The 24,513-nt window shown below is 61.2% G+C and carries 23 protein-coding genes and 1 tRNA gene; 18 read left to right on the top strand and 6 right to left on the bottom strand.

Annotated features, from left to right (window positions below; all coding sequences use genetic code 11):
- Positions 1 to 40: 40 nt before the first annotated feature.
- Positions 41 to 742 carry an NAD(P)H-dependent oxidoreductase gene (locus JFT85_RS05815; RefSeq protein WP_053255490.1) on the top strand — a complete coding sequence of 234 codons (702 nt, stop codon included), beginning with the start codon at positions 41 to 43 and terminating at the stop codon, positions 740 to 742.
- A gap of 61 nt (positions 743 to 803) precedes the next feature.
- On the opposite strand, the gene JFT85_RS05810 is transcribed toward JFT85_RS05815, so the two are convergent.
- The gene (locus tag JFT85_RS05810) at positions 804 to 1,883 is read right to left on the bottom strand and encodes a 3-deoxy-7-phosphoheptulonate synthase (protein ID WP_069552813.1); all 1,080 of its coding nucleotides are present in this window, start codon (positions 1,881 to 1,883) and stop codon (positions 804 to 806) included.
- Between the two features lie 618 nt (positions 1,884 to 2,501).
- Here JFT85_RS05810 and JFT85_RS05805 point away from each other — a divergent pair.
- Entirely contained in the window at positions 2,502 to 3,251 is a 750-nt protein-coding gene (locus JFT85_RS05805) for a carbon-nitrogen hydrolase family protein (protein ID WP_169876106.1), read from the top strand.
- Positions 3,252 to 3,698, top strand: coding sequence for a GNAT family N-acetyltransferase (locus JFT85_RS05800; RefSeq protein WP_053255493.1), 447 nt, complete (start codon positions 3,252 to 3,254; stop codon positions 3,696 to 3,698).
- 35 nt (positions 3,699 to 3,733) lie between these two features.
- Here JFT85_RS05800 and JFT85_RS05795 read toward each other — a convergent pair whose 3' ends face one another.
- Positions 3,734 to 3,973: a DNA-binding protein gene (locus JFT85_RS05795; RefSeq protein WP_053255494.1), complete on the bottom strand. Its 240-nt coding sequence runs from the start codon at positions 3,971 to 3,973 to the stop codon at positions 3,734 to 3,736.
- Between the two features lie 81 nt (positions 3,974 to 4,054).
- On the opposite strand from JFT85_RS05795, the gene JFT85_RS05790 reads away from it, so the two are divergent.
- The 9 genes from JFT85_RS05790 (at position 4,055) to JFT85_RS05750 (ending at position 12,453) form a co-directional block, all read left to right on the top strand.
- Positions 4,055 to 4,420: a helix-turn-helix domain-containing protein gene (locus tag JFT85_RS05790; RefSeq protein WP_053255495.1), complete on the top strand. Its 366-nt coding sequence runs from the start codon at positions 4,055 to 4,057 to the stop codon at positions 4,418 to 4,420.
- A 151-nt stretch (positions 4,421 to 4,571) separates the two neighbouring features.
- On the top strand, positions 4,572 to 5,213 hold the full coding sequence (gacA, locus tag JFT85_RS05785; RefSeq protein ID WP_017530522.1) for a response regulator transcription factor GacA: 642 nt from the start codon (positions 4,572 to 4,574) through the stop codon (positions 5,211 to 5,213).
- Between the two features lies 1 nt (position 5,214).
- Positions 5,215 to 7,038 (top strand): excinuclease ABC subunit UvrC, encoded by a 1,824-nt coding sequence (uvrC, locus tag JFT85_RS05780; protein ID WP_078828009.1) that lies wholly within the window; start codon positions 5,215 to 5,217, stop codon positions 7,036 to 7,038.
- Positions 7,039 to 7,070: 32 nt separating this feature from the next.
- The gene (gene pgsA / locus JFT85_RS05775) at positions 7,071 to 7,631 is read left to right on the top strand and encodes a CDP-diacylglycerol--glycerol-3-phosphate 3-phosphatidyltransferase (RefSeq protein WP_053255497.1); all 561 of its coding nucleotides are present in this window, start codon (positions 7,071 to 7,073) and stop codon (positions 7,629 to 7,631) included.
- A gap of 63 nt (positions 7,632 to 7,694) precedes the next feature.
- Positions 7,695 to 7,770, top strand: a tRNA-Gly gene (locus JFT85_RS05770).
- Between the two features lie 299 nt (positions 7,771 to 8,069).
- The gene (locus tag JFT85_RS05765) at positions 8,070 to 9,332 is read left to right on the top strand and encodes a serine hydrolase domain-containing protein (protein WP_073636809.1); all 1,263 of its coding nucleotides are present in this window, start codon (positions 8,070 to 8,072) and stop codon (positions 9,330 to 9,332) included.
- Positions 9,333 to 9,449: 117 nt separating this feature from the next.
- Positions 9,450 to 10,787 carry an alginate export family protein gene (locus JFT85_RS05760; RefSeq protein WP_069552240.1) on the top strand — a complete coding sequence of 446 codons (1,338 nt, stop codon included), beginning with the start codon at positions 9,450 to 9,452 and terminating at the stop codon, positions 10,785 to 10,787.
- A gap of 40 nt (positions 10,788 to 10,827) precedes the next feature.
- Entirely contained in the window at positions 10,828 to 11,931 is a 1,104-nt protein-coding gene (locus JFT85_RS05755) for a polyamine ABC transporter substrate-binding protein (RefSeq protein WP_069552239.1), read from the top strand.
- Between the two features lie 42 nt (positions 11,932 to 11,973).
- Positions 11,974 to 12,453 carry a DUF3237 domain-containing protein gene (locus JFT85_RS05750; protein WP_201229450.1) on the top strand — a complete coding sequence of 160 codons (480 nt, stop codon included), beginning with the start codon at positions 11,974 to 11,976 and terminating at the stop codon, positions 12,451 to 12,453.
- A gap of 19 nt (positions 12,454 to 12,472) precedes the next feature.
- Here the strand turns inward: JFT85_RS05750 and JFT85_RS05745 are convergent, their stop codons facing one another.
- Positions 12,473 to 13,084, bottom strand: a complete 612-nt coding sequence (locus tag JFT85_RS05745; protein WP_069552237.1) for a TetR/AcrR family transcriptional regulator — start codon at positions 13,082 to 13,084, stop codon at positions 12,473 to 12,475.
- 98 nt (positions 13,085 to 13,182) lie between these two features.
- Positions 13,183 to 14,937 carry a sigma-54-dependent Fis family transcriptional regulator gene (locus tag JFT85_RS05740; protein WP_078828010.1) on the bottom strand — a complete coding sequence of 585 codons (1,755 nt, stop codon included), beginning with the start codon at positions 14,935 to 14,937 and terminating at the stop codon, positions 13,183 to 13,185.
- Positions 14,938 to 15,207: 270 nt separating this feature from the next.
- On the opposite strand from JFT85_RS05740, the gene JFT85_RS05735 reads away from it, so the two are divergent.
- From JFT85_RS05735 to JFT85_RS05725, 3 genes are all read left to right on the top strand, one after another.
- Positions 15,208 to 16,683, top strand: coding sequence for a benzaldehyde dehydrogenase (locus tag JFT85_RS05735; RefSeq protein WP_053255504.1), 1,476 nt, complete (start codon positions 15,208 to 15,210; stop codon positions 16,681 to 16,683).
- Between the two features lie 73 nt (positions 16,684 to 16,756).
- A complete protein-coding gene (locus JFT85_RS05730; protein ID WP_053255505.1) occupies positions 16,757 to 17,524 on the top strand; it encodes a coniferyl-alcohol dehydrogenase in 768 nt (255 codons plus the stop codon).
- Between the two features lie 81 nt (positions 17,525 to 17,605).
- Entirely contained in the window at positions 17,606 to 18,553 is a 948-nt protein-coding gene (locus tag JFT85_RS05725; RefSeq protein WP_053255506.1) for a SphA family protein, read from the top strand.
- Here JFT85_RS05725 and mhpT read toward each other — a convergent pair.
- Positions 18,550 to 19,779, bottom strand: a complete 1,230-nt coding sequence (gene mhpT, locus JFT85_RS05720; RefSeq protein ID WP_201229448.1) for a 3-(3-hydroxy-phenyl)propionate transporter MhpT — start codon at positions 19,777 to 19,779, stop codon at positions 18,550 to 18,552. The two genes, JFT85_RS05725 and mhpT, sit on opposite strands and share 4 nt — an antisense overlap.
- 306 nt (positions 19,780 to 20,085) lie before the next feature.
- Between mhpT and JFT85_RS05715 the strand changes: the two genes are divergently transcribed.
- Positions 20,086 to 21,411, top strand: coding sequence for an OprD family porin (locus JFT85_RS05715; protein ID WP_169876119.1), 1,326 nt, complete (start codon positions 20,086 to 20,088; stop codon positions 21,409 to 21,411).
- A 5-nt stretch (positions 21,412 to 21,416) separates the two neighbouring features.
- On the opposite strand, the gene JFT85_RS05710 is transcribed toward JFT85_RS05715, so the two are convergent.
- On the bottom strand, positions 21,417 to 21,905 hold the full coding sequence (locus JFT85_RS05710; protein ID WP_053255509.1) for a MarR family winged helix-turn-helix transcriptional regulator: 489 nt from the start codon (positions 21,903 to 21,905) through the stop codon (positions 21,417 to 21,419).
- Between the two features lie 213 nt (positions 21,906 to 22,118).
- Here JFT85_RS05710 and JFT85_RS05705 point away from each other — a divergent pair, with 213 nt between their 5' ends.
- The gene (locus tag JFT85_RS05705) at positions 22,119 to 22,949 is read left to right on the top strand and encodes a p-hydroxycinnamoyl CoA hydratase/lyase (RefSeq protein ID WP_010567568.1); all 831 of its coding nucleotides are present in this window, start codon (positions 22,119 to 22,121) and stop codon (positions 22,947 to 22,949) included.
- 76 nt (positions 22,950 to 23,025) lie between these two features.
- The gene (locus tag JFT85_RS05700; protein ID WP_069552230.1) at positions 23,026 to 24,474 is read left to right on the top strand and encodes an aldehyde dehydrogenase; all 1,449 of its coding nucleotides are present in this window, start codon (positions 23,026 to 23,028) and stop codon (positions 24,472 to 24,474) included.
- Positions 24,475 to 24,513 lie beyond the last annotated feature (39 nt).

Here is a 24,513-nt window from a genome sequence, read left to right as displayed (position 1 = left end):
TGCTGGCCCAACGGGCGGCGCACATCGTTTAGGAGTTCACATGAAGGTTTTGATTGTTCACGCCCATCCTGAGCCACAGTCCTTTACCGCGGCGTTGCGCGACCAGGGCGTGAGCACGCTGCAAGGCCTGGGGCATGAGGTGCAGGTCAGCGACTTGTATGCCATGCAGTGGAACCCGGTGGCGTCGGCAGCTGACTTTTCAACGCGCGAGCATCCCGAGTATCTGGTGTATGCCCTGGAGCAACGTCTGGGGGTAAAAAAACAGTCGATCGCGGCGGATATCCAGAGCGAGTTGGATAAGGTGCTGTGGGCCGATCTGCTGATCCTTAATTTTCCGATCTTCTGGTTCTCTATGCCTGCAATGCTCAAGGGCTGGGTCGACCGCGTGCTGGTGTCCGGTGTGTGTTATGGCGGTAAGCGGTTCTATGATCAGGGCGGGTTGGCGGGCAAGCGTGCGCTGGTCACGGTGACCTTGGGCGGGCGCGAGCATATGTTTGGTGAGGGTGCGATTCACGGGCCGCTGGAGGCTATGTTACGCCCGATCCTGCGCGGTACGTTGGCGTATGTCGGGTACACGGTGCTGGCGCCGTTTGTGGCGTGGCATGTGCCGTATATCAGTGACGAGGCGCGGCGGGATTTTCTGCTGGGGTATGAGCAGCGGCTGCAAGGGCTGTTGGATGAGCAGCCCTTGGTGTTTCCGACATTGGCCCAGTTTGATGAGGCGCTGTACCCACTCAGTTGAGCCATTCACGGTGCAACGGAGGGAGCAGGCACGCCAGCGCCCTCCGTTTGCTGCCCATCGGTCAGTCGGCGTTGCTGTGTGCGCGAAGGCGTTCGACCGCACTGCGCAACAACTGCTCGGTACTGTTCCAGCCCAGGCAACCATCAGTCACCGACACGCCGTATTTCATCGATGCACTCAACGGCTGGCAACCTTCGAACAAGTGACTTTCGAGCATCATGCCGATCAGCGAGGTGTCACCCTGCAGGCGCTGTTCCAGCACGTCGTTGAACACCGCCGGTTGACGCAGTGGGTCTTTGCCACTGTTGGCGTGGCTGCAATCGACCATGATCCGCGCCGCGACCTTGGTCTTGGCCAAGTCGTGCTTCACCTGCGCCACGCTGTGCGCATCGTAGTTCGGTCCACGGTGACCGCCGCGCAGTACCAGATGGGTGTCGGGGTTGCCCGGGGTCTGGATGATCGCCGGGTGGCCCTGGCTGTCGACGCCGAAGTGGCGATGCGGGTGCGACGCCGAGCGCATTGCATCGCAGGCAATCGCAACCCCGCCGTCGGTGCCGTTCTTGAAACCGACCGGCATGCCCAGGCCGCTGGCCATTTCGCGGTGGATCTGTGATTCCGTGGTGCGTGCGCCGATGGCGACCCAACTCAGCAGGTCATCGAAGTAGCCGGCGGCCATCGGTTGCAGCAGTTCGGTGGCGACCGGCAAGCCCAGGCGCAGCATTTCGCGCATCAGTTGGCGCGACAGCGTGAGGCCGGCGGCCATGTCGTCGCTGCCATCCAGGTGCGGGTCGTAGGCCAAGCCTTTCCAACCGATGGTGGTGCGCGGTTTTTCGACGTAGGCACGGATCACCAGCAGCATCTGGTCGCTGACTTCAAGTGCCAGCTTCTTCAGGTTGCGCGCGTATTCCATGGCCGATTCGGGGTCGTGGATTGAACACGGGCCGACAATCACCAGCAAGCGTGAATCTTCGCCATCAAGAATGGCGCGCACGGCTTGGCGATGGGCATGGATCTGTTCATTGAGGAACGGGCTCAGAGGCAACTGATGCTTGAGCTCAAGCGCGCTGGGCAGGCGCTGGGTCAGGGCTTCATTGGCGCTGGTCAGGGCAGAGACGGGCAGAGCGGCGATGGAGGAGTTCATATTCAAGGCTTCCTGGGCAAGCGGCGGGCTGTTCCCGCACGCTCTGCCCTACTGGGGTGTTCGACAATTGGCCGTATTGGCTGCGTGTGTTGGCTTGCCACCAATAGGTGACCGATCGGAGGCGGCAGGCTGTCCCGAACGGAGCTTGCTAAATCGCCATGCAGTGGAAGTGTCGTAGCGGTAATAAGTGGAGTAGTTCATGTCGTGAGTCCTTTTAGTGTTCGGTGTGACGCAAAATAATTAAGGGCTGAAAAAACAAAACCCCCGGTCGGGGAGCCGACCGGGGGTTAGATTTCTCTGGTAGGCGACCCCTTGAGTAGTGGGCGCCGATTTCAGGTATCAGGCGCGCCAGTGGCTAAACCAATACCCAAAATAAAAGCTGACCAGTGCGCTCAAACCGTTCCCACGGGTAGCCGATACCGAGCGCTGGGCGCTGGCAGCAGGGCAAACCTGAGAGTGGGTGAGTTGCAACATGGTGTTTCTCCAAATGATGGGGCGAGCTTACTAGAGGCGCATGGCAGGATTCAATCAGTAATTTCTATCGCGTGAGGGACTTACGGCTATGGGTGAGTGCCGATATGCTGCTTACACTTTGATATCTATTGCTGGGACGCGACCATGACTGCCTTCACCCTTGCTGCTGCGCAAACCACCTCCATCGCGGGTGATGTGCCGGCCAATATCCGTCGGCACCTGGCGTTTATGCAAACGGCGGCGGCGCGAGGCGTGCAGTTATTGGTGTTTCCAGAGTTGTCGTTGACCGGCTACGAGCCGGCGCTGGCGGCCGGTTTGGCGATTGCCCCCGAGGATGCGCTGCTTGAGCCGCTGCGTGAGAGGGCGCAAGCGTTGCGGTTGACGGCGGTGGTGGGGATGCCGATACGTGTGGCACCCGGGGCAGGCGTGCTGATCGGCGCACTGGTGTTGGGCGCGGATGGTTCGCTGGCGGTCTACACCAAACAGCATTTGCATCCTGGCGAAGAGGTGGCGTTTGTCGCGGGGCAGGGCGGTGCAGCCCTCGAGTGGGGGGATGAGCGCATTGCGCTGGCAGTGTGTGCGGACTTTTCCCACGCCAGCCATCCGCGTCAGGTGGCTGAAGCCGGCGCCAATGTGTACGCCGCCGGTGTGCTGATCAGTGAAGGCGGCTACGCGACGGACAGTGCGCTTTTGCAGGGTTACGCCGCCGAGCATCGGATGCTGGTGCTGATGGCCAATCACGGTGGCCCATCCGGTGGCTGGGCTTGCGCGGGTCGCAGCGCCATCTGGTCAGCCGACGGCAGCCTGCTTGCTGCCGCGCCGGGTATGGGCGACGCGCTGGTGATTGCCCGCCGCGATGGCGAGCACTGGGCCGGGCATGTGGAAGCGCTCTAAATGGCCTTTCACCTGCGCGCTGCCACCCGCCACGACCTACCGTTTGCGCGAACGCTGACCCATGACGCCATGAACCGCTACTACCAGCAGTACGGGTTGCTGTGGTCTGACAGCGGCTTTGACGTTGCCTGGGCAGCGCGTGAAAACTGGCTGATCTGCAATGATGACAGCGTGATGGGGTTTATCAGCGTCAATCGCGATCACAGGGCGCTGTATATCCGCGAATTGCACATGCTCGAGCGCTGCCGCCAGCAAGGCGCAGGCAGCTGGGTGTTGGAGCAAATGGTGCTCAAGGCGCGTGCGCAGGGGTTGGGTCTTTTACGCTTGACCGTGTTCAAGACCAACCCGGCGAGAAGGCTGTATCAGCGCCAGGGGTTGAGTATCGTCGGGGAAGAAGATTGCTTCTGGTGCATGGAGCGCGAGTGCCACGTAATCCAAGCTGACTAAAACAGGTACGCTGTACGAATAAGCGCATACTGCTATCAGGAAAGAGCTTGTGTCTCGCTGTGTGGAGCAACAGGTTCGTCCACGATAATCCCTTCTTTCATGCCCAGCAGGACCGCCACCTTATGGGCTTCCCCACGCCGTCCCTTTTTACGCCCAGCGAGCACTTGATACGTCGTGGCTGGATCGACGCCGTGCTCACGAGCGAACGCTTGAACTGACTTTCCTTGATGTTCCAACCAAGCCTTGGCTTGTGCAGCAGTGCGAATACCGGGCATAGTTCAAAACCGTTCAAGTTTGTGTAAAACGAGATGAGTGTGTCACCTCTAGGGGTGTGCCATAAAGGATCATACATCCAAATGAGTGGAATCGGTTCGCGCTTAAGGCAGGAGAGAGAACGTCTTGGCCTGTCACAGAAGATTTTTGGTGAAATAGGCGGCGTTGAAGCTAACGCCCAAGGCAAGTACGAGAGCGGTGGCCGCGCGCCCAAGGCTGACTATTTGTCACGCGTGGCCGAGCGTGGGGTGGATCTTTTATATGTGCTGACGGGGAGTCCGACGCCCATCCAATTGGAAAACCTTAGTCAGCTTGAAGAAAAGATCCTTGAAAACTACCGAGCCATGTTCAAGGAGGATCAGGATGCTATCCGTCGATTGACCACCACGTTGGCGGAACATTCAGCGGCAAAGAACGGAAAACTCAAGCCGATGTTTGAGCAAACCTGACCTTTTGCTCAGCATAATCTGCGGCGTGTCGCTCGGTAGAAGCCTCTATCCTGCGCAAACTCAATATATATGACGCTTGCGGCTAGGTCTGCGCCTTGGTTTTTTGCTAAGGTGTTCAGCAACCTATAAGACCATATCGCGAGGTGTCTGCTTGATTAGGGTGCTAGTAGTCGATGACCATGATCTCGTTCGTACAGGCATTACACGAATGCTGGCTGACATCGATGGCCTGCAAGTAGTCGGTCAGGCCGAGTCGGGGGAGGAATCCCTGATCAAGGCCCGGGAGTTGAAACCCGATGTGGTTTTGATGGACGTCAAGATGCCTGGGATCGGCGGTCTTGGCGCAACTACCAAATTGTTACGCAGCCATCCGGACATCAAAGTCGTGGTGGTTACCGTGTGCGAGGAAGACCCGTTTCCTACCCGCCTTCTGCAGGCAGGAGCGGCCGGTTACTTGACCAAGGGCGCAGGCCTGGCGGAGATGGTGCAAGCCATCCGCCTGGTATTTGCTGGCCAGCGGTATATCAGCCCACAGATTGCCCAGCAGTTGGCGATCAAGTCCTTCCAGCCTACCAGTGACTCGCCGTTTGATGCGTTGTCGGAGCGCGAGATCCAGATCGCCTTGATGATCGTCGGTTGCCAGAAAGTGCAGTCGATCTCTGACAAGCTGTGCCTGTCGCCTAAAACCGTGAACACCTACCGCTATCGCATTTTCGAGAAGCTCGCCATCAGCAGTGATGTTGAATTGACCCTGCTCGCAGTGCGTCACGGCATGGTGGACGCCAGCGCCTGACATGACCACACCGTTTGATCCGAGTGCCTTTCTTTCAACCTGCAGTGGCCGCCCCGGCGTGTACCGCATGTTCGACAGCGAGGCACGCCTGCTTTATGTGGGCAAAGCCAAAAACCTGAAAAGCCGTCTGGCGAGCTACTTTCGCAAGACCGGTCTTGCGCCGAAAACCGCCGCCCTGGTGGCGCGTATCGCTCAGGTCGAAACCACCATCACCGCCAATGAAACCGAAGCGCTGCTGCTTGAACAGACGCTGATCAAGGAGTGGCGGCCGCCCTACAATATTCTGCTGCGTGACGATAAATCCTACCCCTACGTGTATTTATCCGACGGCAACTTCCCGCGCCTGAGTATTCACCGGGGCGCAAAGAAGCAGAAGGGCAAGTATTTCGGCCCATACCCGAGCGCCGGCGCCATCCGAGAAAGTTTGAGCCTGCTGCAAAAGACCTTTTTCGTGCGTCAGTGCGAAGACAGCTTCTACAAAAACCGCACGCGACCTTGCCTGCAATACCAGATCAAACGCTGCAAGGCGCCTTGTGTCGGGCTGGTTGACCCGGCGGAGTACGCCGAGGATGTACGCCATTCGGTGATGTTCCTCGAAGGGCGCAGCAATGCGCTGACTGATGAGCTCTCCAGCGCCATGGAACAGGCCGCCAGCACCCTGGATTTCGAGCGCGCCGCTGAGTTGCGCGACCAGATTTCCTTGCTGCGGCGTGTACAGGACCAGCAAAGCATGGAGGGCGGTACGGGGGACGTCGATGTGATCGCCGCTTTTGTTAACCCGGGCGGCGCCTGTGTGCACCTGATCAGTGTGCGTGGCGGGCGAGTGCTGGGCAGCAAGAATTTCTTCCCGCAGACCGGTATCGACGAGGAAGTCGCTGAAGTCATGGCTGCGTTCCTTGGCCAATACTACGTCAGCAGCCCCGAACGCGACTTGCCGTCCGAACTGATCGTTAACGTGGTGCATGAAGACTTCCCCACGCTGATCGAAGCGATCCACGCGCTGCGCGGCCGCGAGCTGGACATCAGCCACCGCGTACGCGGCACGCGCGCGCGCTGGCAGCAACTGGCGGTGACCAACGCCGAACAGGCCTTGAGCGCGCGCCTGGCGAATCGACAGCACGTGGCTGCGCGTTTTGACGCCTTGGCCGAAGTCCTCAACCTGGACGAGCCGCCCCAGCGTCTTGAGTGCTACGACATCAGCCACTCCAGCGGCGAGGCCACCGTGGCGTCCTGCGTGGTCTTCGGGCCGGAAGGGCCGATCAAGGCCGATTACCGGCGCTACAACATTGAAGGTGTCACCGCCGGCGATGACTACGCCGCCATGCACCAGGCCCTCACGCGGCGCTTCAGCAAGTTGAAGGACGGGGAGGGCAAGCTTCCCGATATCCTGCTGGTGGACGGTGGCAAGGGCCAGTTGTCCATGGCCCGTGACGTGCTCAACGAGCTGGCCGTTCCCGACCTGATTCTGCTGGGTGTTGCCAAGGGCGCTACGCGTAAGGCCGGTTTCGAAACGTTGTACTTGAATGATGCCGCTCATGAGTTCACCTTGAAAGGTGACTCACCCGCGTTGCACCTGATTCAACAGATCCGCGACGAAGCTCACCGTTTTGCCATCACCGGCCATCGTGCCCGCCGTGGCAAAACCCGTCGAACCTCAACCCTGGAAGGGGTCGCGGGCGTTGGTCCGACCCGTCGCCGTGACCTGCTTAAACATTTTGGTGGCTTGCAGGAGCTATCCCGTGCCAGCATTGACGAAATTGCCAAAGCACCCGGTATCAGTAAAAAGCTCGCTGAGCTGATTTATGCAAATCTGCACAGCGAATAGAATGCCTTCTCACCTCGTAGCCAGTTGTGCCGATGAATATCCCTAATCTGATTACCGTTCTACGCGTCCTGCTCATTCCGATTTTCATTTTGCTGTTTTATTTGCCTTACGAATGGAGCTATGCAGCGTCCAGTTCGGTATTCGCTTTTGCGGCTGCGACCGACTGGCTCGACGGCTACCTGGCGCGCCGCCTGGAACAGAGCACGCCCTTCGGCGCGTTCCTGGACCCGGTGGCCGACAAACTGATGGTGGCCGTCGCCCTGGTCCTGCTGGTGCAGGAACACGGCAACCTGTGGCTGACATTGCCGGCTGCGGTGATCATCGGCCGCGAGATCGTCGTCTCGGCCCTGCGCGAATGGATGGCCGAAATCGGCGCCCGCGCCCACGTGGCCGTTTCCAACATGGGCAAATGGAAAACGGCTGCGCAGATGCTTGCGCTGGTGATTCTGCTGGCCAACCCCTCGGACTTCTCCTTCTGGGTTCTGATGGGCTACGCCTTGCTGCTCGTTGCCGCAGGCCTGACGTTGTGGTCGATGCTCCAGTATTTGCGCGCTGCCTGGCCTCACCTGCGCACCACCGTTGAAAAGAAATAAAACTTTTTTGAATCAAGGGGTTGACGGGGGTTCTGGATTCTATAGAATGCACACCACCAAGACGCGGGAATAGCTCAGTTGGTAGAGCACGACCTTGCCAAGGTCGGGGTCGCGAGTTCGAGTCTCGTTTCCCGCTCCAAATATTAAAAAATGGACCTCTGAAAAGAGGTCCATTTTTTTTCGTCCAAAGAAAAGTCTTTCCATGACTTTTGCCGCGCACCTCCCTGAAAACACGCCGAGCCCGTTCTTGTGCACGCAGTTTTCAAGCATTTCAAAATTTGACCCGGTTGCAGGAGGCTTATCAGGACGGTGTAGCGCCGATCCAAGCGCGCAGCAATATTTGTTTTTCTGGTAAAAAGTTTTATTGACTAAAATATTGTATGGGGTAATTATTTCTCTGCATCTGCTTCATGCAGAGTCATCTTCAGGGTTATCCCGATGAGTCATAAAGCCCAATTCTCCCTCGCGACTTCTTATGTCGAGGCCAATGAGTCTTCATTGGCCACTCGCGTGGCGCCGCTGCTGATGCAGGGGTTTCCCGCCGCGCCGGATCACCGCGTAACGTGGAACAACTGGATGCGCACGCCCTTCAATCAGTGGGGGTTCCGTCATCTGGCGCGACTGCGCCCCAGCATTGATGTGTCGGCGGGGCCAGGGCCTGTCGGTCAGCTTCAGGAGGCCCCGCGCGCGCTGGATCAGTTGTGTTTCGACAGTGAGAGTGGGTTGGGCATCCGTGTGATCGAGCACCTTGTCGCCAGCCAGACGGACGCCTTTTTGGTGATGCAGGGTGACACGGTGTTGTTCGAGCGCTACTTCAACGGCCAGCGCGCCTGTGACCGGCACATCATGTTCTCGGTCACCAAGTCGCTGATCGGTACCTTGGGTGAACAGCTGGTGACGCGTGGCGTGCTCAAGCCCGAGCGGCCGGCCGCTTACTACGTGCCTGAACTGGCGGGCAGCGCGTTTGGCGATGCGACGGTGCGCCAATTGTTCGACATGGCGGTGGGCATCGACTACAGCGAAGTGTATGACGACCCCAATTCAGAAAGCTCGCAGTACGGCTATGCCTGCGGCTTTCAACCGGCACCGGCGCAGTACGCGCAGTTCGAATCGTTGTACCAGTACTTGCCATCTCTCAAGAAGCGCGGCAGCCACGGGGGCTTTTTCCATTATGTGACGGCCACCACCGAAGCCTTGGCGTGGGTCATGGAACGTGCCTCGGGCAAGGCGTGCAGTCAGATGCTGGAGGAGGTCTGGGGGCGCCTGGGGTGCGACCGCGACGGCTATTTTCTGGCCGATCCCTGGGGCCGGAATGTGGCCGGGGCGGGCTTCAGCGCCACCTTGAGAGACATGGCGCGTTTCGGTCGCCTGTTGGCCAACAACGGTCGCCACGATGGCGTAGAGCTGCTGTCGCCCGAGACGGTGGCCCGTATCACCGCTGGCGCGGATCCGGCGATCTACGCGCAAAATGCCGAGTTCTCCCACTGGACGCCCGGTGCCTCCTATCGAAGCCAGTGGTACGTGTTCAACGACCACAGCCAGGCCCTGATGGCCGGGGGGATTCATGGCCAATACCTGTTCATCGACAAGCCGTCCGGCGTCGTGATCGTCAAGCAGTCTTCGCTCACCGATGCGGTCAGCCCGTTCGACACCGACAGCGTACGCATGCTGCGCGCGATCGCCGCCCACTTGAGCCACTGACCCACGCCAAACAATAAGATTTTTTGCGTTCTATTCACCTGGCTTGCCCAGGTGTTGGCGGCGCCCTGCGTCGCCATTGACTGCCCTGTAACAACAATAATTCCACAGGAGCTTCTTATGGTATTCAGCAAGCGTTTCTCTCGAGCGCTGTTGGCGGTCGGCTTACCCTTGACCACCCACGTCGCATTCGCGGGCTACACCTTTGAGGACGGTGATCTCAAGGGCGAAGTCAATCTCACCGCAGGCGGGGCAACCTTGTTTACCCGTGGGGTCAACTTCGGCAGCGGCCGGGTCGATGCGCGCAACGGTAAAAACGGCGGCGCCCGGATCAACTGGCAAGAGGTCTACGTAAAGCCGGGGGTCAAACTCGAGTATGCGTTGCAACCGGATTTTAGCCTGCTCGCGGGCGGTTCCCTGGTGGCGGCGAGCACCTTCGGCGATGGTGATGCAGGTGGCTTCAGCCGCAGTTCCGATGGCAAGGCCGCCGCCGAAGAACTCTATGGCGGTTTTCGCGCCGGCGAGTGGAAGCTCACCGCCGGCCGCCAGAACTACATGATCGGTACGGGGTTCATCGTCATGGACGGTAACCTCGACCAGTACAAGGATGGTGCTTATTGGCTCGGCCCGCGAACCGCCTTCAAGGATTCGGCGATCCTCGCCTGGGATCATGGCGCGCTGAAGTCTCAGGCCTTCACCTTACGCACCGATGATGACTTGGGCGATTTTCGCATGACCGGCGTCAACGTGGATTACAACCTCGATGACCAGGTGACGCTCGGCGCCATGGCCATGAAGGTCAATGCCCTTGGCCCCAGAGGCAGCACGCTCCCACGCCGCCGGGACGGGATGCAGGTGTACAACCTGCGGGCGCTCAACGCCAAGGTGCCCGGCGTACAGGCGCTGACGCTGAATGCTGAGTACGCGCTGGAGCGGGGCAGCGGCGAGGGTGTCGATTACGCTGCCAGCGCCTGGTATGCCCAGGCCGACTATGCCTTCAACACCTTGCCGCTGACGCCGGTCCTTGGCTACCGCTACGCGAGCTTTTCCGGCGACGACAACCTCACCGACAACCGCCAAAAAGCCTGGGACCCACTGAGCAAAGGCTTTGTCGACTGGAGCACGTGGCTGGTCGGGGACGTGGTCGGCAACTACCTGCTGTTCAACAGCAACGAAAATGTCCAGCAGTTCTCCCTCAAGACCCACCTCAACGAAACCCTGACCCTCGGCGCGATTCACTACCAGTTCTGGTTGGACGAGAAAAACTACCTGGGCGCACCGGTCAGCGATCGGCGCTTTGCCGACGAAAGTGTGGTTTTCCTCGACTGGACACCCACACCGTCGTTCTATACGTCGCTGTCGTACAACTGGGTCAAGCCACTGGCCGCCGCCAAACAGGTGTTTGGCGATGACCAGACGTTCAGTGCGCTGGAACTGTATTTCACCTACCGCTATTAAGTGCTGCGAGCCATCGCGGCCGCGCTGGAGTGTTTTGATCATGAACAGATTTCTGCGTAATACCGTGCTGGGCACTGTCGCCTCGTTGCTCATCAGTGGTGTTTGCCTGGCTGAAGAACGAACCGTACGGATCTACAACTGGATCGAATACCTGCCACCCGAAGTGCTGAAGAGCTTCGAGGAAGAAACCGGCATTCGGCCTATTTACGATGTGTTCGACAGTGCCGAAACCATGGAGTCCAAACTGTTGACGGGCAACTCCGGGTACGACGTGGTGTTCCCCGGCACCGCCAACCTGGGGCACTTGATCACGGCCGGTGCCGTGCAACCGCTGGACCGCAAGCAGTTGCCCAACTGGCAGCACCTGGACCCGCAGTTCATGCAGTCCCTGGAAGCCGTGGGTGACACCGGCAACCGCTACGCCGCGCCTTACCTGTGGGGCACCACATTGATCGGCTACAACGTCGACAAGGTGCGCAAAGCCCTCGGCCCCGACGTGCAGATGAACAGCTGGGACATCATCTTCAAGGAAGAAAACCTCGCCAAGCTCGCCAGTTGTGGCGTGGGTTTTCTCGACGCCGGTAACGAGATCCTGCCGATTGCCTTGCACTACAAGGGCCTCGACCCCAATAGCCAGAAGCGTGAGGACTATGTGCAAGCCCAGGCGGTGATGATGAAGATTCGCCCTTACGTGACTTACTTCAACTCGTCGCGCTACGGCATGGACCTGGCCAACGGTGATATCTGTGTGGGCGTGGGCTGGTCCGGCGGCGTCGCACTGGCCATGCGCCTGGCAGATGCCGCCGGCAAGGGCGTCAAGGTCCAGATGGCACTGCCCAAGGAAGGCGCGCCGATGTGGTCGGACGTAATGATGATCCCGGCCAAGGCCCCCGATCTGGCGGAAGCCCATGCGTTCATCAATTACATCCTGCGCCCGGACGTGATTGCCCGTATCAGCAACAAGATCGGCTACCCCAACCCGAACAGGGACGCTACTGCGCTGGTGGACGCCAGCATCCGCAACGACCCCAACATGTATGTGCCGGACGAAGCGCGCAAGACCCTGTTTGCCCTGGAGCCGATTCCGCCCGCCGTGGAGCGCATCCGTACCCGCACCTGGACCGCCATCAAGAGCAACCGTTGATCTGTGTGGCCCGGTGCGTGTGCGCCGGGCTCGGAGCTTGCCATGCCTGAACGGATGAATATTGCCCCCAACTTGCAGCGGGTGCTGACCCTTCGCGTTGCGATTGGGCCGGGTGTGATGCTGGGCGACAGCGTTGAAGGCCTGCGCTGCAACTACCCGATTCTGGGCGGGGATTTCGATGGGGTCGGCATCAGCGGCCAGGTCCTGGCGGGCGGAGCAGATTGCTTTCTTTTGCGCCCGGATGGCATCGGTCAACTGGATGCCCGCTACAGCGTCAGGACCGACGAAGGCGAGGTGATCAACATCCGTAACCGGGGGGTGCTGAGCCTGACTGAGTATGGCCGCCAGCTGGACAGCGACGGCCAATGGCCGATTCCTGAGACGGAATACCGCTGCACCTGCACGCCGGTGTTCCAGGTGGCCAAGGGGCGGCTGGACTGGCTCACCCGATCAAGCTTTATCGGCCTGGTGCATTATCCGTGCGCCGACCAGGTGGTGATTCGTTGCTATCGCTTTTACTGAGGCCCGCCACCAGAAGCGGTCAGGCCTGCATGCCGTAAAACAGCAGCTCGGTGATACGCCTGACCTGGGTTGAGTGCGCGTCGATATCCGGGTGTTCCTGGTTCACCAGCCTGAACAATTGCAGGTGCGAATAGTCGTTCAACAGGAACGCGGCCAATTCCACATCGAGTTGCGCGCGTAGCTTGCCGGCCCGTTGCAGTTCCCGCAGCAGTTCGCTGATTTCGGCCCTGAGCGCATCGTTCATGGCCCGATAGCCTTCGGGCAGTCCATTGCTGCCGCCGAACAGGATCAGTGGCAGCAGTTCACGCCACAGGCTGGGGTGCATGACTTCCAGGGCATAGCCCGTGAGCAGGCGTTCCAGGTGGCAGAGCGCTTCGACCGGGTCGTCGATTTCGTGGATCAGGCTGCGGGTATCGCTGATCGCGCGTTGATCGGCGTGGTGCAGGATCTCCAGGATGATTTCCTGTTTGTTGCCGAAGTACTTGAACACCGTCGGCGGCGATACCCCGGCCTGGCCGGCGATCTGTTCGATTGTGGTGTTCTGGAAACCCTGGCGCTCAAACAGTTCGACCGCCGCTTTACTGATAGCTTGCCGGCGCTCGGCTTTCTGACGTTCACGCAGTCCGCTCACAGGAGGTCCTTGTCACGAATAAAAAGAGGGGCGCGTGTTGGCCCCATACCCCTGCAAAATACTTAATTGGGTAAAGCTTTTAAAGCACTAATTGCCATTCAAGGGGTTTGCCGCCGGTGCTTCTTCATGCGGTAAGCAAATTGAGCACGGCTGAGCCCCACGAGCCTGGCGGCCGCAGCCAGGTTGCCGGCGCTTTGTTGCAACGCTTCAGTGATCAGGCGCGACTCAAGGCCTTCGATGGAAAACCCCTGGTCCAACGGGTCGAGGGTATCCAGCAGCGTCGAGCGCGGCGCCTGCCCGGTATTTGACAGGCTGCCCTGATCATCCAGGCCATAGGGTTCGGCGGGCAGCGGTTCGTTGCGAAACAGATGCACCAGGTCAATGGCCTGGCCGTCGTCGCTGGCGATCAGGCCGCGTTCGATGAGGTTTTGCAGCTCGCGCACATTGCCCGCGAAGTCGTAGCGCAGCAACGTCTTCAGGGCGCGCATGGTCAGGCCTGCCGGGGTCCGGGCGTAGTCCTGGCAGAAGCGCGTCAGGAACGCATTGATCAGCAGCGGGATGTCGTCCCGGCGTTCACGCAGCGGGGGCAGGGCGATGGGGTAAACGTTCAGCCGGTAGAACAGGTCTTCGCGAAAGCTTCCGTCTGCCACCGCTTTACGCAGGTCGATATTGGTGGCGGCCACCACGCGCACATCCACCTTGATCCCGCGCACCCCGCCGACCCGTTCGATTTCCCGTTCCTGCAAGGCTCGCAGCAACTTGCTTTGCCCGGGCAGGCTGAGGCTGGTGATTTCATCCAGGAACAGCGTGCCACCCTGGGCCCGTTCGAATCGCCCGGGGCGCGAGTGCGTCGCGCCGGTATAGGCGCCGCGTTCGACACCGAAGAGTTCGGCCTCCACCAGGTTATCCGGGATGGCGGCGCAATTGAGTGCCACAAACGGGCTGTCATGGCGCCGACTGAGCTGGTGCAGCTGGCGCGCAAACATCTCCTTGCCCACGCCGGACTCCCCGCTGATCAGCACCGTCGCGGGCGTCAGTGCAACCCTTTGCAGCGCTTGCATCGCCGCGTTGAACGCGGCACTGGCGCCTACCAACGGTTGCGGCGGGCGGGTTTCGCCAGCGCTGCCCACCGGGCCTGCAAGCGTGGGGGTGGCAGGCCCGGTGACGGCCTGGGACACATTCAGGTAGCGCAGGTCCTGCTCGACATCACCCCATTGCTCGGCCGTCTTGCCAATCACGCGGCAACGGCGATGGCCCATGCCACGGCATTCCACTTCGCGGAAAATCACCATTTGCCCGAAGAGGCCACTGACGAAGCCGATGGCGTAGCCGGTTTCGGTCCAGCACACCGGGTCCTGGCCGATGCCGTAGGCCCCCACATGTTCATCGGCTTCGCACGAGTGGTGCCAGAGAAATTCCCCTTCATAGAACCCCGAGTCGGCATCGAACTTGAAGTGCAGCGGTTCGACCTTGGTCATGCCTTCCAGGGTGTGCAGGTGTGTCCCGGCGCGAAACACCGCGGCGGCATCGGCCTGTGGCCAGCGCTCGCGGATCAAGCGCGCATCCCGTGCGCCGGAGGCATAACCGGTGCGGGTGAACAGGCCCCGGGCCTGGTCCAGTCCCAGGCGCTCGATGACCTCGGCGCGCAGGGCGCCGAACGACGAACTGTGCAGCAACAACATGCGTTGATCGTTGAGCCAGATGCGCCCGTCTTCAGGGGAAAAGAACAGGCAGTCGGCCAGTTCCGCTGTGGTGGGCGAGCTGCTGTCACTGAGTTGGCGACTGTCGCCACGCGGAGGGTACGGCGCGCTGGCCACCCGGTCGTCGGGCAGCGCGCTGTGGGGATTAGTCATTGTTATGCCCCTGCAAAGCGAGTGATCGATATGAGCAACTGCTCAGATAGTTATAAAACATAACCTTATCAATTGAACAAGTGGCGCAGCCCGGGTTTTTTGCGGGCGATCGCCCCAGGCGTGTGAGCGTTGCGCGGCAGGCCTCGACCCAGAGCCCTCGTCGGTTTATGTGCGCGCCGTTGCGTGCAAGCGGCACAGCCTTTGCTCAAGGCTTGATGCGGCGTTTGCACCCTGTGCAGACGATGACAATTACAAGAACCGGAGTTGCCAATGCCAATGTCTGAAACCACCCCCTTTCTACAGCGGGCCATCGCGTCCGAATGCCTGTTCAACGGCGATTGGATTCCCGTTTCGGGATCTGTGATTGACGTGATTGAACCCGCCACCGGCGAACCCCTGATGCGCTGCGCCATGGCCAACCCGGCCGACATCGCCGTCGCCTGCCGCAGTGCGGCGCTGGCGCAGCCGGCCTGGGCTGCGTTGGGCCCACGGGAGCGCGCCGAGGTGTTTCGCAAGGCGGCGGACCTGGCCCAGCGGTCCTTCGCCGAGCTGGCGCTGTACGTCGCCCGGGAAACCGGGGGCGCGTTGTTCAAGGGCGAGCACGAAGTGCGTGAAGCGATTGTGCTGCTGCATCAGGCGGCGGGGCTGTTGTCCCAACCTCACGGGGTGGTGCTGCCCAGTGCAGCCGGCCGACTGTCCTATGCACGGCGCCAGCCCCACGGCGTGGTCGGGGTGATTTCACCGTTCAACTTTCCGCTGGTGCTGTCACTGCGCTCAGTGGCCCCGGCGCTGGCGGCAGGCAATGCAGTGGTGCTCAAGCCTGACCCGCAGACCCCGGTCAGTGGGGGGTTTCTCATTGCCCGGCTGTTTGAAGAGGCGGGCTTGCCCAAGGGCCTGCTGCAGGTGATGCCCGGCGCGGCGCCGGCGGGGGAAGCGCTGTGCCGCGATCCGAATGTGCGGATGATTGCGTTCACCGGGTCGACGGCGGCGGGGCGCAAAGTCGCTGAAGTGGCCGGGCGACACCTGAAAAAGGTTGCGCTGGAGCTGGGCGGGAAAAACCCGCTGATCATTCTTGAAGACGCCGACCTCGACCTGGCCGCGAGCAATGCAGCCTGGGGCGCCTGGCTGCATCAGGGGCAAATCTGCATGGCGACCGGGCTGATTCTCGTGCATCAATCCATCGCTGAAAGCCTCACCCGCAAGCTGGCGGACAAGGCCCGGGCACTCACGGTGGGCAATGCCGCCCGGGGTGAAGCGGCGCTCGGCCCGTTGATCAACCAACGGCAATTGCTGCGCGTGCACGAGATCGTCAGCGATAGCCTGCAGGCCGGCGCACGGCTGGAGGCAGGCGGCGACTATGACCGGTTGTTCTACCAGCCCACCGTGCTCAGTGGCGTACGTCCGGGCATGCGCGCCTTTGAGGAAGAGCTGTTCGGCCCGGTGGCCACGGTGGTCAGTTTTACCACCGACGAGGAAGCGATCGAACTGGCCAACCGCACGGAGTACGGCCTCTCGGCCGCCATCATCTCGCCGTCGGTCGGGCGCGCCATGGCCATCGGTGAGCGGCTGGACTGCGGCCTGCTGCACATCAACGACCAGACCGTGGCCGACGAATGCATCAACCCGTTCGGCGGGCGCGGTGCCTCCGGCAACGGCGGCAGCGTCGGCGGGCCGGCGGACTGGGACGAGTACAGCCAGTGGCAGTGGGTCACGCTGAAAAATACTCCGCCTGCCTATCCATTCTGAGCCGTGGCCGTTCTGGGCCCTGGCTCATCGATTCGATACACCCATGCCTATACAAAAATAAGAGGGCTTGAACATGAACCTGCACAACAAAACCCTGATCGTCACCGGCGTCGCTTCCGGCATTGGCGCCGAGCTGGCGCGGCTCGCGCGTTTCCAGGGGGCCACGGTGATCGGTGTGGATCGCCATGAACCGCAACTGACCCTGGATGGCTTCTTCCAGGCTGACCTGGGTGACCCTGCCAGCATTGATGCGCTGGTGGCGCGCCTGCCCGCGCGGGTCCACGGGCTGTGCAACATCGCTGGGGTGCCGGGTACGGCGCCCGAGCAAGCGGTGGCGACGGTCAATTACCTGGGGCTGCGGCACCTGACTCAATCGTTGCTGCCACGCATGCCGGCGGGCGGCAGCATCGTCAATGTTGCCTCGGTGCTTGGCGCGCAATGGCCGCAACGGCTGGAGCTGCACAAGGCGCTGGCCGCGACACACAGCTTCGAGGCCGGGCAGCAGTGGCTGGCGGCCAATCCGGTGGAGCAGGCCAGCTGTTATCAATACTTCAAGGAAGCGCTGATCGTGTGGAGCTTCCAACAATCCCAGGGCTGGTTTCGCGATCACTCGGTGCGTATCAACTGCGTGGCGCCGGGGCCGGTGTTTACGCCGATTCTCGGCGATTTCGTCAGCATGCTCGGGCCGCAGCGGGTGGCCGAGGACAGCCAGCGCATGACCCGTCCAGCGCTGGCCGATGAGGTGGCGGCGGTGATTGCCTTCCTCTGCTCGGACGCTGCGCGCTGGGTCAACGGGGTCAACCTGCCGGTGGACGGTGGGTTGGCCGCCACCTACGTGTAGGGCCTGGCACAGCGATAAATCCCGGTGCGGCCCCTGCGTGCCGGGAGTCTTGAACAACAACAAAAATACAGGACATACAAGATGCTCAAGCCTATCTTGCGGACGGTTGCGGCCACGACATTTGTCGCACTGACATCGACTGCACATGCCTACGACCTGCCCGGACTCAACCTCGGCAGCACCAGTTTCTACGACGGCTCGCCAGCGCCGGCCGGCCCCGGTTGGTACCTGGAGGAGTACCTGACCTACTCGCGGGCCAGCCGTTTCAATGATGCCCACGGCAACAAGCTGGCGCTGCCCAGGCAGGACCTGGAAGTGGTCGCGCCCACCACGCAGATCATCTACGTCGGCCAGCCCCTGGCCAATGGCGCGATGCCCGGATTCACCCTGATCAACACTTCCCTGGCCCAGGTGAATGTCGACGATGGGTTGCACAATGCGGCGCTGAGTTCCCGTGCTGGCTTCGGTGACCTGACGGTCGGTGCCTTCCTGCAACTGCCAAGCCTGAACCGCGCCGATGGCAGCCCGCTGTTGACCCAGCGTGTCGAGGCTGATGTTTCGATCCCGGTGGGGGCCTATGACCGCCATCGCTCGATCAACCCCGGCAGCAACTTCTGGTCATTCAACCCGTATTACGCGGCGACGTACTGGTTCAGCCCGACATGGTCGGCGAGCGGGCGTTTCATGTACCTGTGGAATGGCAAGAATGATGATCCGCAGGCAGGCTTCGGGGATGTTTCCGATACCCAGGCCGGCCAGGCATTGCATGCCAACCTGACGCTGCAATATGCCTTGAACCCGCAACTGAGCGTGGGGGTTAACGGCTACTGGCTGAAGCAGATCACCGACACCCAGGTGGACGGGCACGCTGTGAGCGGGCGTCGCGAAAAGGTCTGGGCCATCGGCCCAGGCCTGGTCTACGCCTTCAACAAGGAGAACGTGCTATCGGTGAACGCCTACTTCGAACAGCAGGCGCAGAACCGCACCGAGGGCAACAAACTGGTGCTCAATTGGCTGCACCAGTTCTAGGCTTTGGTGGGCCTGGCCGCTTGCGGAGTGGCCAGGTTCAGTGGCGCCGTACGCACCATGACGCTGATGATGGTCAGTGCGGCGATCACCACGCCGGGGGAGGTCGCCAGCAGTACGCCGGCCGTGCCGGCGCCGGCGGCGAGGAGTTGCCCGGCCGCCAGCGGCCCGGCCACCGAACCCAGGCGGCCCACTGCCACAGCGGCACCGACGCCGGTGGCACGCACCGAGGTTGGATACGAGGGCGGTGCCGAGGCGTACAGCACCAACTGCGCAGCCATCACGAACAAGCCGGCGGCAAAGCCGGCAATAGCCATGGGCACGATGCCCACCGACAGCCCGACCCCGGCCAGGGCCGCCAGCAACCCGGCATACACGGACACCACCACTTTGAGGGCATTACAGCGGTCCAGCAGCACGCCGCCGAGCAGCGAACCCAGGGCGCCGCCGATATTGAAGAGCATCTGCACCATGCCCGCCTGGGGTCTGCTGAAACCCTGTTCCAGCAACAGCGACGGCAGCCAGTTAAGCAGCATGTACATCACGGTCAGGGTGAAGAAGTAGCTGAGCCACAAGGCCAGTGTGGTGCGCGCGCGACCGTCGCCGAACAGCGCCTGGCCGGTGGAGGGGCGGGCGCCGTGCGTGTTGTCGAACTGTTGGCGAAAGGCGCTGGATTCAGGCAGCAGCAGGATCATCAACGGCACGGCCAGCAAGGGCGCCAGGCCGCCGATAATAAACGTGGTCTGCCAGTGCTCACTGGAAAACATCGCCACCACTGCGGCCAATGCACCCCCCAGGGGCACCCCGCAGTACATCACGCTGATGGCCGTGCCACGATTGCGTTCGCTCACCGCTTCGGCGCACAGCGCGATCAGGTTGGGCAACGCGGCGCCCAGCCCCAGGCCGGTGAGAAAGCGCACCAGCAACAAGCTTGAGTAGCTGTCGACAAACGCGGTGCTCAGGGAAAACAGCCCGAACAGCAGCACGGCGCTCACCAGGATTTTCTTGCGCCCGATCCGGTCGGCAACCCAGCCCCCGAAGAACGCCCCCGGCAACAGGCCGATGATGCCGACGCTGAACACCCAACCGAGCATCTTCGGATCCAGGGCGAAGGTTTGACGTAACCCGGCGGCGGCGGTGCCGGCGGCTTGCAGATCGAACCCTTCGATCAGCGCAACGATAAAGCACAACGCAATAGTCAGCGTCGAACGACGCGATGGACTGTCCATGGCAAACCTCATTGTTGTTTTTGTTGTGGTGGCGAGCTTGAGTGGCTGCTGAGGATTAAGATAACAAATATAACTAAAAAATGAATCGTGGAATAAAATCCGTAAAAAAACAGAATAAAGTGATTAGATTCAATCGATTGAGATACTTGTCTGTGAATGTCTAAAAAATAGATAGCTTTATTAATGTTCGATTATCGGTCAGTTACGGTTGACGAGTACCGTCGGCTGTTTCCATTCTTGGTTTGCGAGGCTGACAGGGCCGCGCGTGCGCCAACCCAATAACAACAACAAAAATGGACATCGAACATGCCAGAACTCCCTATGGAGGGCGCCGTTGCAGCGGCGTCCGTTTCCTGTGTGTCGAACAACGCTCCACGCCGGCTGATGGCATTGCTGGCCTTGAGCGTGCTGCCCGGTTCGCTATGGGCTGCAGGTTTTATCGACGACAGCCACGGCACCCTGACCTTGCGCAATTACTACCTGGACCGCGACTACAAGGACGACGGTGCGAAGACCGCCGCGCGGGAATGGGCCCAGGCGTTTATCCTCAACCTGGAATCGGGTTACACCCCTGGCCCGGTGGGCTTTGGCCTGGATGTACGCGGGTTGATGGGGGTCAAGCTCGACTCTTCGCCGGACCGCAGCGGTACCGAGTTGTTGCCGGTGTCGGCCAGCGACAAGCGCGCCGCCGACGAGTACTCGCGGCTGGCCCCAACCGCCAAACTGCGGTTCGCCCAAACCACGGTCAAGGCCGGCGATGTGTCGATCTTCCTGCCGTTTGCCTTTGCCAGTCCGTCGCGGCTGCTGCCGCAAACGTTTCGCGGCACCACGTTGAGCTCCAAGGACATCGATGGCCTGACACTCAACACGGGCTATATCGACCGCATCAACAAGCGCGACTCCACCGACTACCAGGCGATGACCATCGCCTCACCCAACCGGCGCTTCAACGCCACCGCCACCACCTCGCACCTGGCTTATGTGGGCGGTGACTATCAGGTCAACAAAGACCTCAGCCTGCGGGTTTATCACTCGCAGATCGCGGACCTCTACCAGCAGGACACCCTGGCGCTGCTGCACAACCTGCCGGTGGGCGATGGCGTGCTCACCAGCGACCTGCGCAGTTTTTTCAGCCGTGAGGATGGCAGTGCCAAGGCGGGCAAGGTGGATAACCGCAACCTCTCGGCGTTGTTTGGCTACCGCCTGGGCGGCCATCGCGTCAGCCTTGGCTACATGCACTCAAGTGGGGAGACGGCCACGCCCTATATCTCGGGAACAGAGTTGATGGGCATGAGCGAGCTGACCATGAGCTCGGACTTTCTCAACGCCAAGGAACGCACCTGGCAGGCCATCTACGATTATGACTTCGCGGCAGCAGGCGTGCCGGGGCTGAAGACTCGGCTGCGTTATGTGCGTGGCGACCACATTGAACTGGCCGCTTTCAACGCCGAGGATCGCAAGGAGCGCGAGTTCCAAATGGAACTGGGGTATGTGATTCAGAGCGGCCCGCTGAAGAATGTCGGGTTCATGGCACGCAAGTCGATCTACCGCAATGACTTCCCGAGCGGCGCGGCCTTTCGCGATGAAAACCAGACCCGTTTCCTGGTGCTCTACACCGTGGCGCTCTGGTAAGCCGATCAGTCCTGATAGACCTTCCTCAGCAAGCGCAGCAGCTCTTCACGTTCCTGGCCGTCAAGGGCGGCAGTGGCGTCCAGATCACTTTGTGCGGCGATGTCCTTGAGTTCCTTGAGCAGGGTTTCGCCGGTCTTGCTGAGGAAGATCCCGTAGGAGCGCTTGTCCGGCTTGCAGCGCACCCGCACGGCGAGGGCGCGGCTTTCCAGCTTGTTCAGCAACGGCACCACCTGGGGCGGCTCGATGGCCAGGGCGCGAGCCAGGTCGGCCTGCATCAGCCCAGGGTGCTGCTCGATGATTGCCAGGGCCGAAAACTGCGCCGGGCGCAGGTCGTGGTCCGACAACCGGCCGATCAGGTTCTGGAACAGCTTGAGCTGGGCGCGGCGCATGGCGTAACCGATCAGATCGTCCAGGGCTGAATCCAGCGGCGGCCGTACCTCGTCGTTGTCGGGCAGGGCCTGGCTGGCGGTGGCGATGGTGGAAGGCTTGGCCATTGGCAGTGCAATCCTCAGAAGGTGCAGGTTAATAAGAGTATCTAGTTTGCCGGTGTTGACGCGCTATGGCTATGCCGGGTTTTCACAGCGCATGCGCCACGCGGGTTTTAAGCAGGAAAAATATTGGTTATTCAGATTAATAGTTAATTGACATAACTATATTTGCGGTTTAATTTCGAATCATCTTCACACCCAGAACAAGAGCGTACCGCCATGAGCAATTACGAAGGCCGTTGGACCACAGTCAAGGTTGAGATCGAAGAAGGCATCGCCTGGGTCATTCTCAATCGTCCGGAAAAACGCAACGCCATGAGCCCGACCCTGAACCGGGAAATGATCGACGTCCTGGAAACCCTCGAGCAGGATCCTGCCGCCGGCGTGCTGGTCCTCACCGGTGCGGGCGAAGCCTGGACGGCGGGCATGGACCTCAAGGAATACTTTCGCGAAGTGGATGCCGGCCCGGAAATCCTCCAGGAGAAAATCCGCCGCGAAGCCTCGCAATGGCAATGGAAACTGCTGCGCATGTACGCCAAGCCGACCATCGCCATGGTCAATGGCTGGTGCTTCGGCGGTGGCTTCAGCCCGCTGGTGGCGTGCGACCTGGCGATCTGCGCCGACGAAGCGACCTTCGGCCTTTCGGAAATCAACTGGGGCATCCCGCCGGGTAACCTGGTGAGCAAGGCCATGGCCGACACCGTGGGCCATCGTCAATCGCTGTACTACATCATGACCGGCAAGACCTTTGGCGGGCAGAAAGCCGCCGAAATGGGCCTTGTCAACGAAAGCGTGCCGCTGGCGCAACTGCGCGAAGTGACCATCGAACTGGCGCGTAACCTGCTCGAAAAAAACCCGGTGGTGCTGCGTGCCGCCAAGCATGGCTTCAAGCGCTGCCGCGAACTGACTTGGGAGCAGAACGAGGATTACCTCTACGCCAAGCTCGATCAGTCGCGTCTGCTCGACACCGAAGGCGGTCGCGAGCAGGGCATGAAACAGTTCCTCGACGACAAGAGCATCAAGCCTGGCCTGCAGGCCTATAAACGCTGAAGGGCGCGGCCGCCTGGCCGCGCCGTTGTACCCTGCTTGAACGTGTTCCCGATAAAGACAATAAAGAGGAATCACCATGCTGGACGTGCCCCTGTTGATCGGCGGCCAGTCGTGCCCCGCCCGTGACGGTCGAACCTTCGAACGTCGCAACCCGGTGACCGGTGAAGTGGTCTCGCGGGTGGCCGCTGCGACCCTGGAAGATGCCGACGCCGCCGTCGCCGCCGCCCAAGCCGCGTTCCCTGCCTGGGCGGCGCTGGCGCCCAACGAACGCCGCACCCGCTTGCTCAACGCTGCCGAGCAATTGCAGGCGCGCAGCAGTGAATTCATCGCCGCCGCCGGCGAGACCGGCGCCATGGCCAACTGGTATGGCTTCAATGTGCGCCTGGCGGCCAATATGCTGCGCGAAGCGGCCTCGATGACCACCCAGATCACAGGCGAGGTGATTCCCTCGGATGTCCCCGGCAGTTTCGCCATGGCCTTGCGTCAACCGTGCGGCGTGGTGCTGGGCATCGCGCCGTGGAACGCGCCGGTCATCCTCGCCACTCGCGCCATCGCCATGCCGCTGGCCTGCGGGAATACCGTGGTGCTTAAGGCCTCGGAAATAAGCCCGGCGGTGCACCGCCTGATTGGCCAGGTATTGCAGGATGCAGGCTTGGGCGATGGCGTGGTCAACGTCATCAGCAATGCCCCGGCGGATGCCGCCGCGATTGTCGAGCGGCTGATCGCCAACCCGGCAGTGCGGCGGGTCAACTTCACCGGTTCGACCCATGTCGGGCGGATTGTCGGCGAGCTCTCGGCGCGTCACCTCAAGCCGGCGTTGCTGGAACTGGGTGGCAAGGCGCCGTTGCTGGTGCTCGACGATGCCGATCTTGACGCTGCTGTAGCGGCGGCGGCGTTTGGCGCCTATTTCAACCAGGGCCAGATTTGCATGTCCACCGAACGCCTGATCGTCGATGCCAAGGTCGCCGATGCGTTCACCGCCAAGCTGGCGGCCAAGGTCGCGACCCTGCATGCGGGTGATCCCGCGGCGGCGGATTCGGTACTGGGGTCGCTGGTGGACGCCAGCGCCGGCACACGCATCAAGGCCCTGATCGACGATGCCCTGGCCAAGGGCGCGCGGCTGGTGGCAGGCGGCCAACTGGCGGGCAGCATCCTGCAGCCGACCCTGATCGAGGGTGTCACCGAACAGATGCGCGTGTACCGCGAAGAGTCCTTTGGCCCGGTTGCCGTGCTGCTGCGTGGTGAGGGTGATGAAGCCTTGTTGCGGCTGGCCAACGATTCCGAGTTCGGCCTGTCGGCGGCGATCTTCAGTCGCGACACCGGGCGCGCGCTGGCGCTGGCGCAGCGGGTCGAGTCGGGTATTTGCCATATCAATGGCCCGACGGTGCATGACGAGGCGCAGATGCCGTTTGGTGGGGTCAAGTCCAGTGGGTACGGCAGCTTTGGTGGCAAGGCGTCCATTGAGCACTTCACGCAATTGCGCTGGGTGACCTTGCAGAACGGGCCACGGCATTACCCGATCTGAGCAGTTGCTGCGACCTAACAATAACAAGGCGGCTGTGAT

It is taken from the genome of Pseudomonas sp. TH04 (genome assembly GCF_016651355.1).
In the GTDB taxonomy this organism is placed as follows: Bacteria; Pseudomonadota; Gammaproteobacteria; order Pseudomonadales; family Pseudomonadaceae; genus Aquipseudomonas; species Aquipseudomonas fluorescens.
This window is presented reverse-complemented; position numbering and strand designations above follow the sequence as displayed.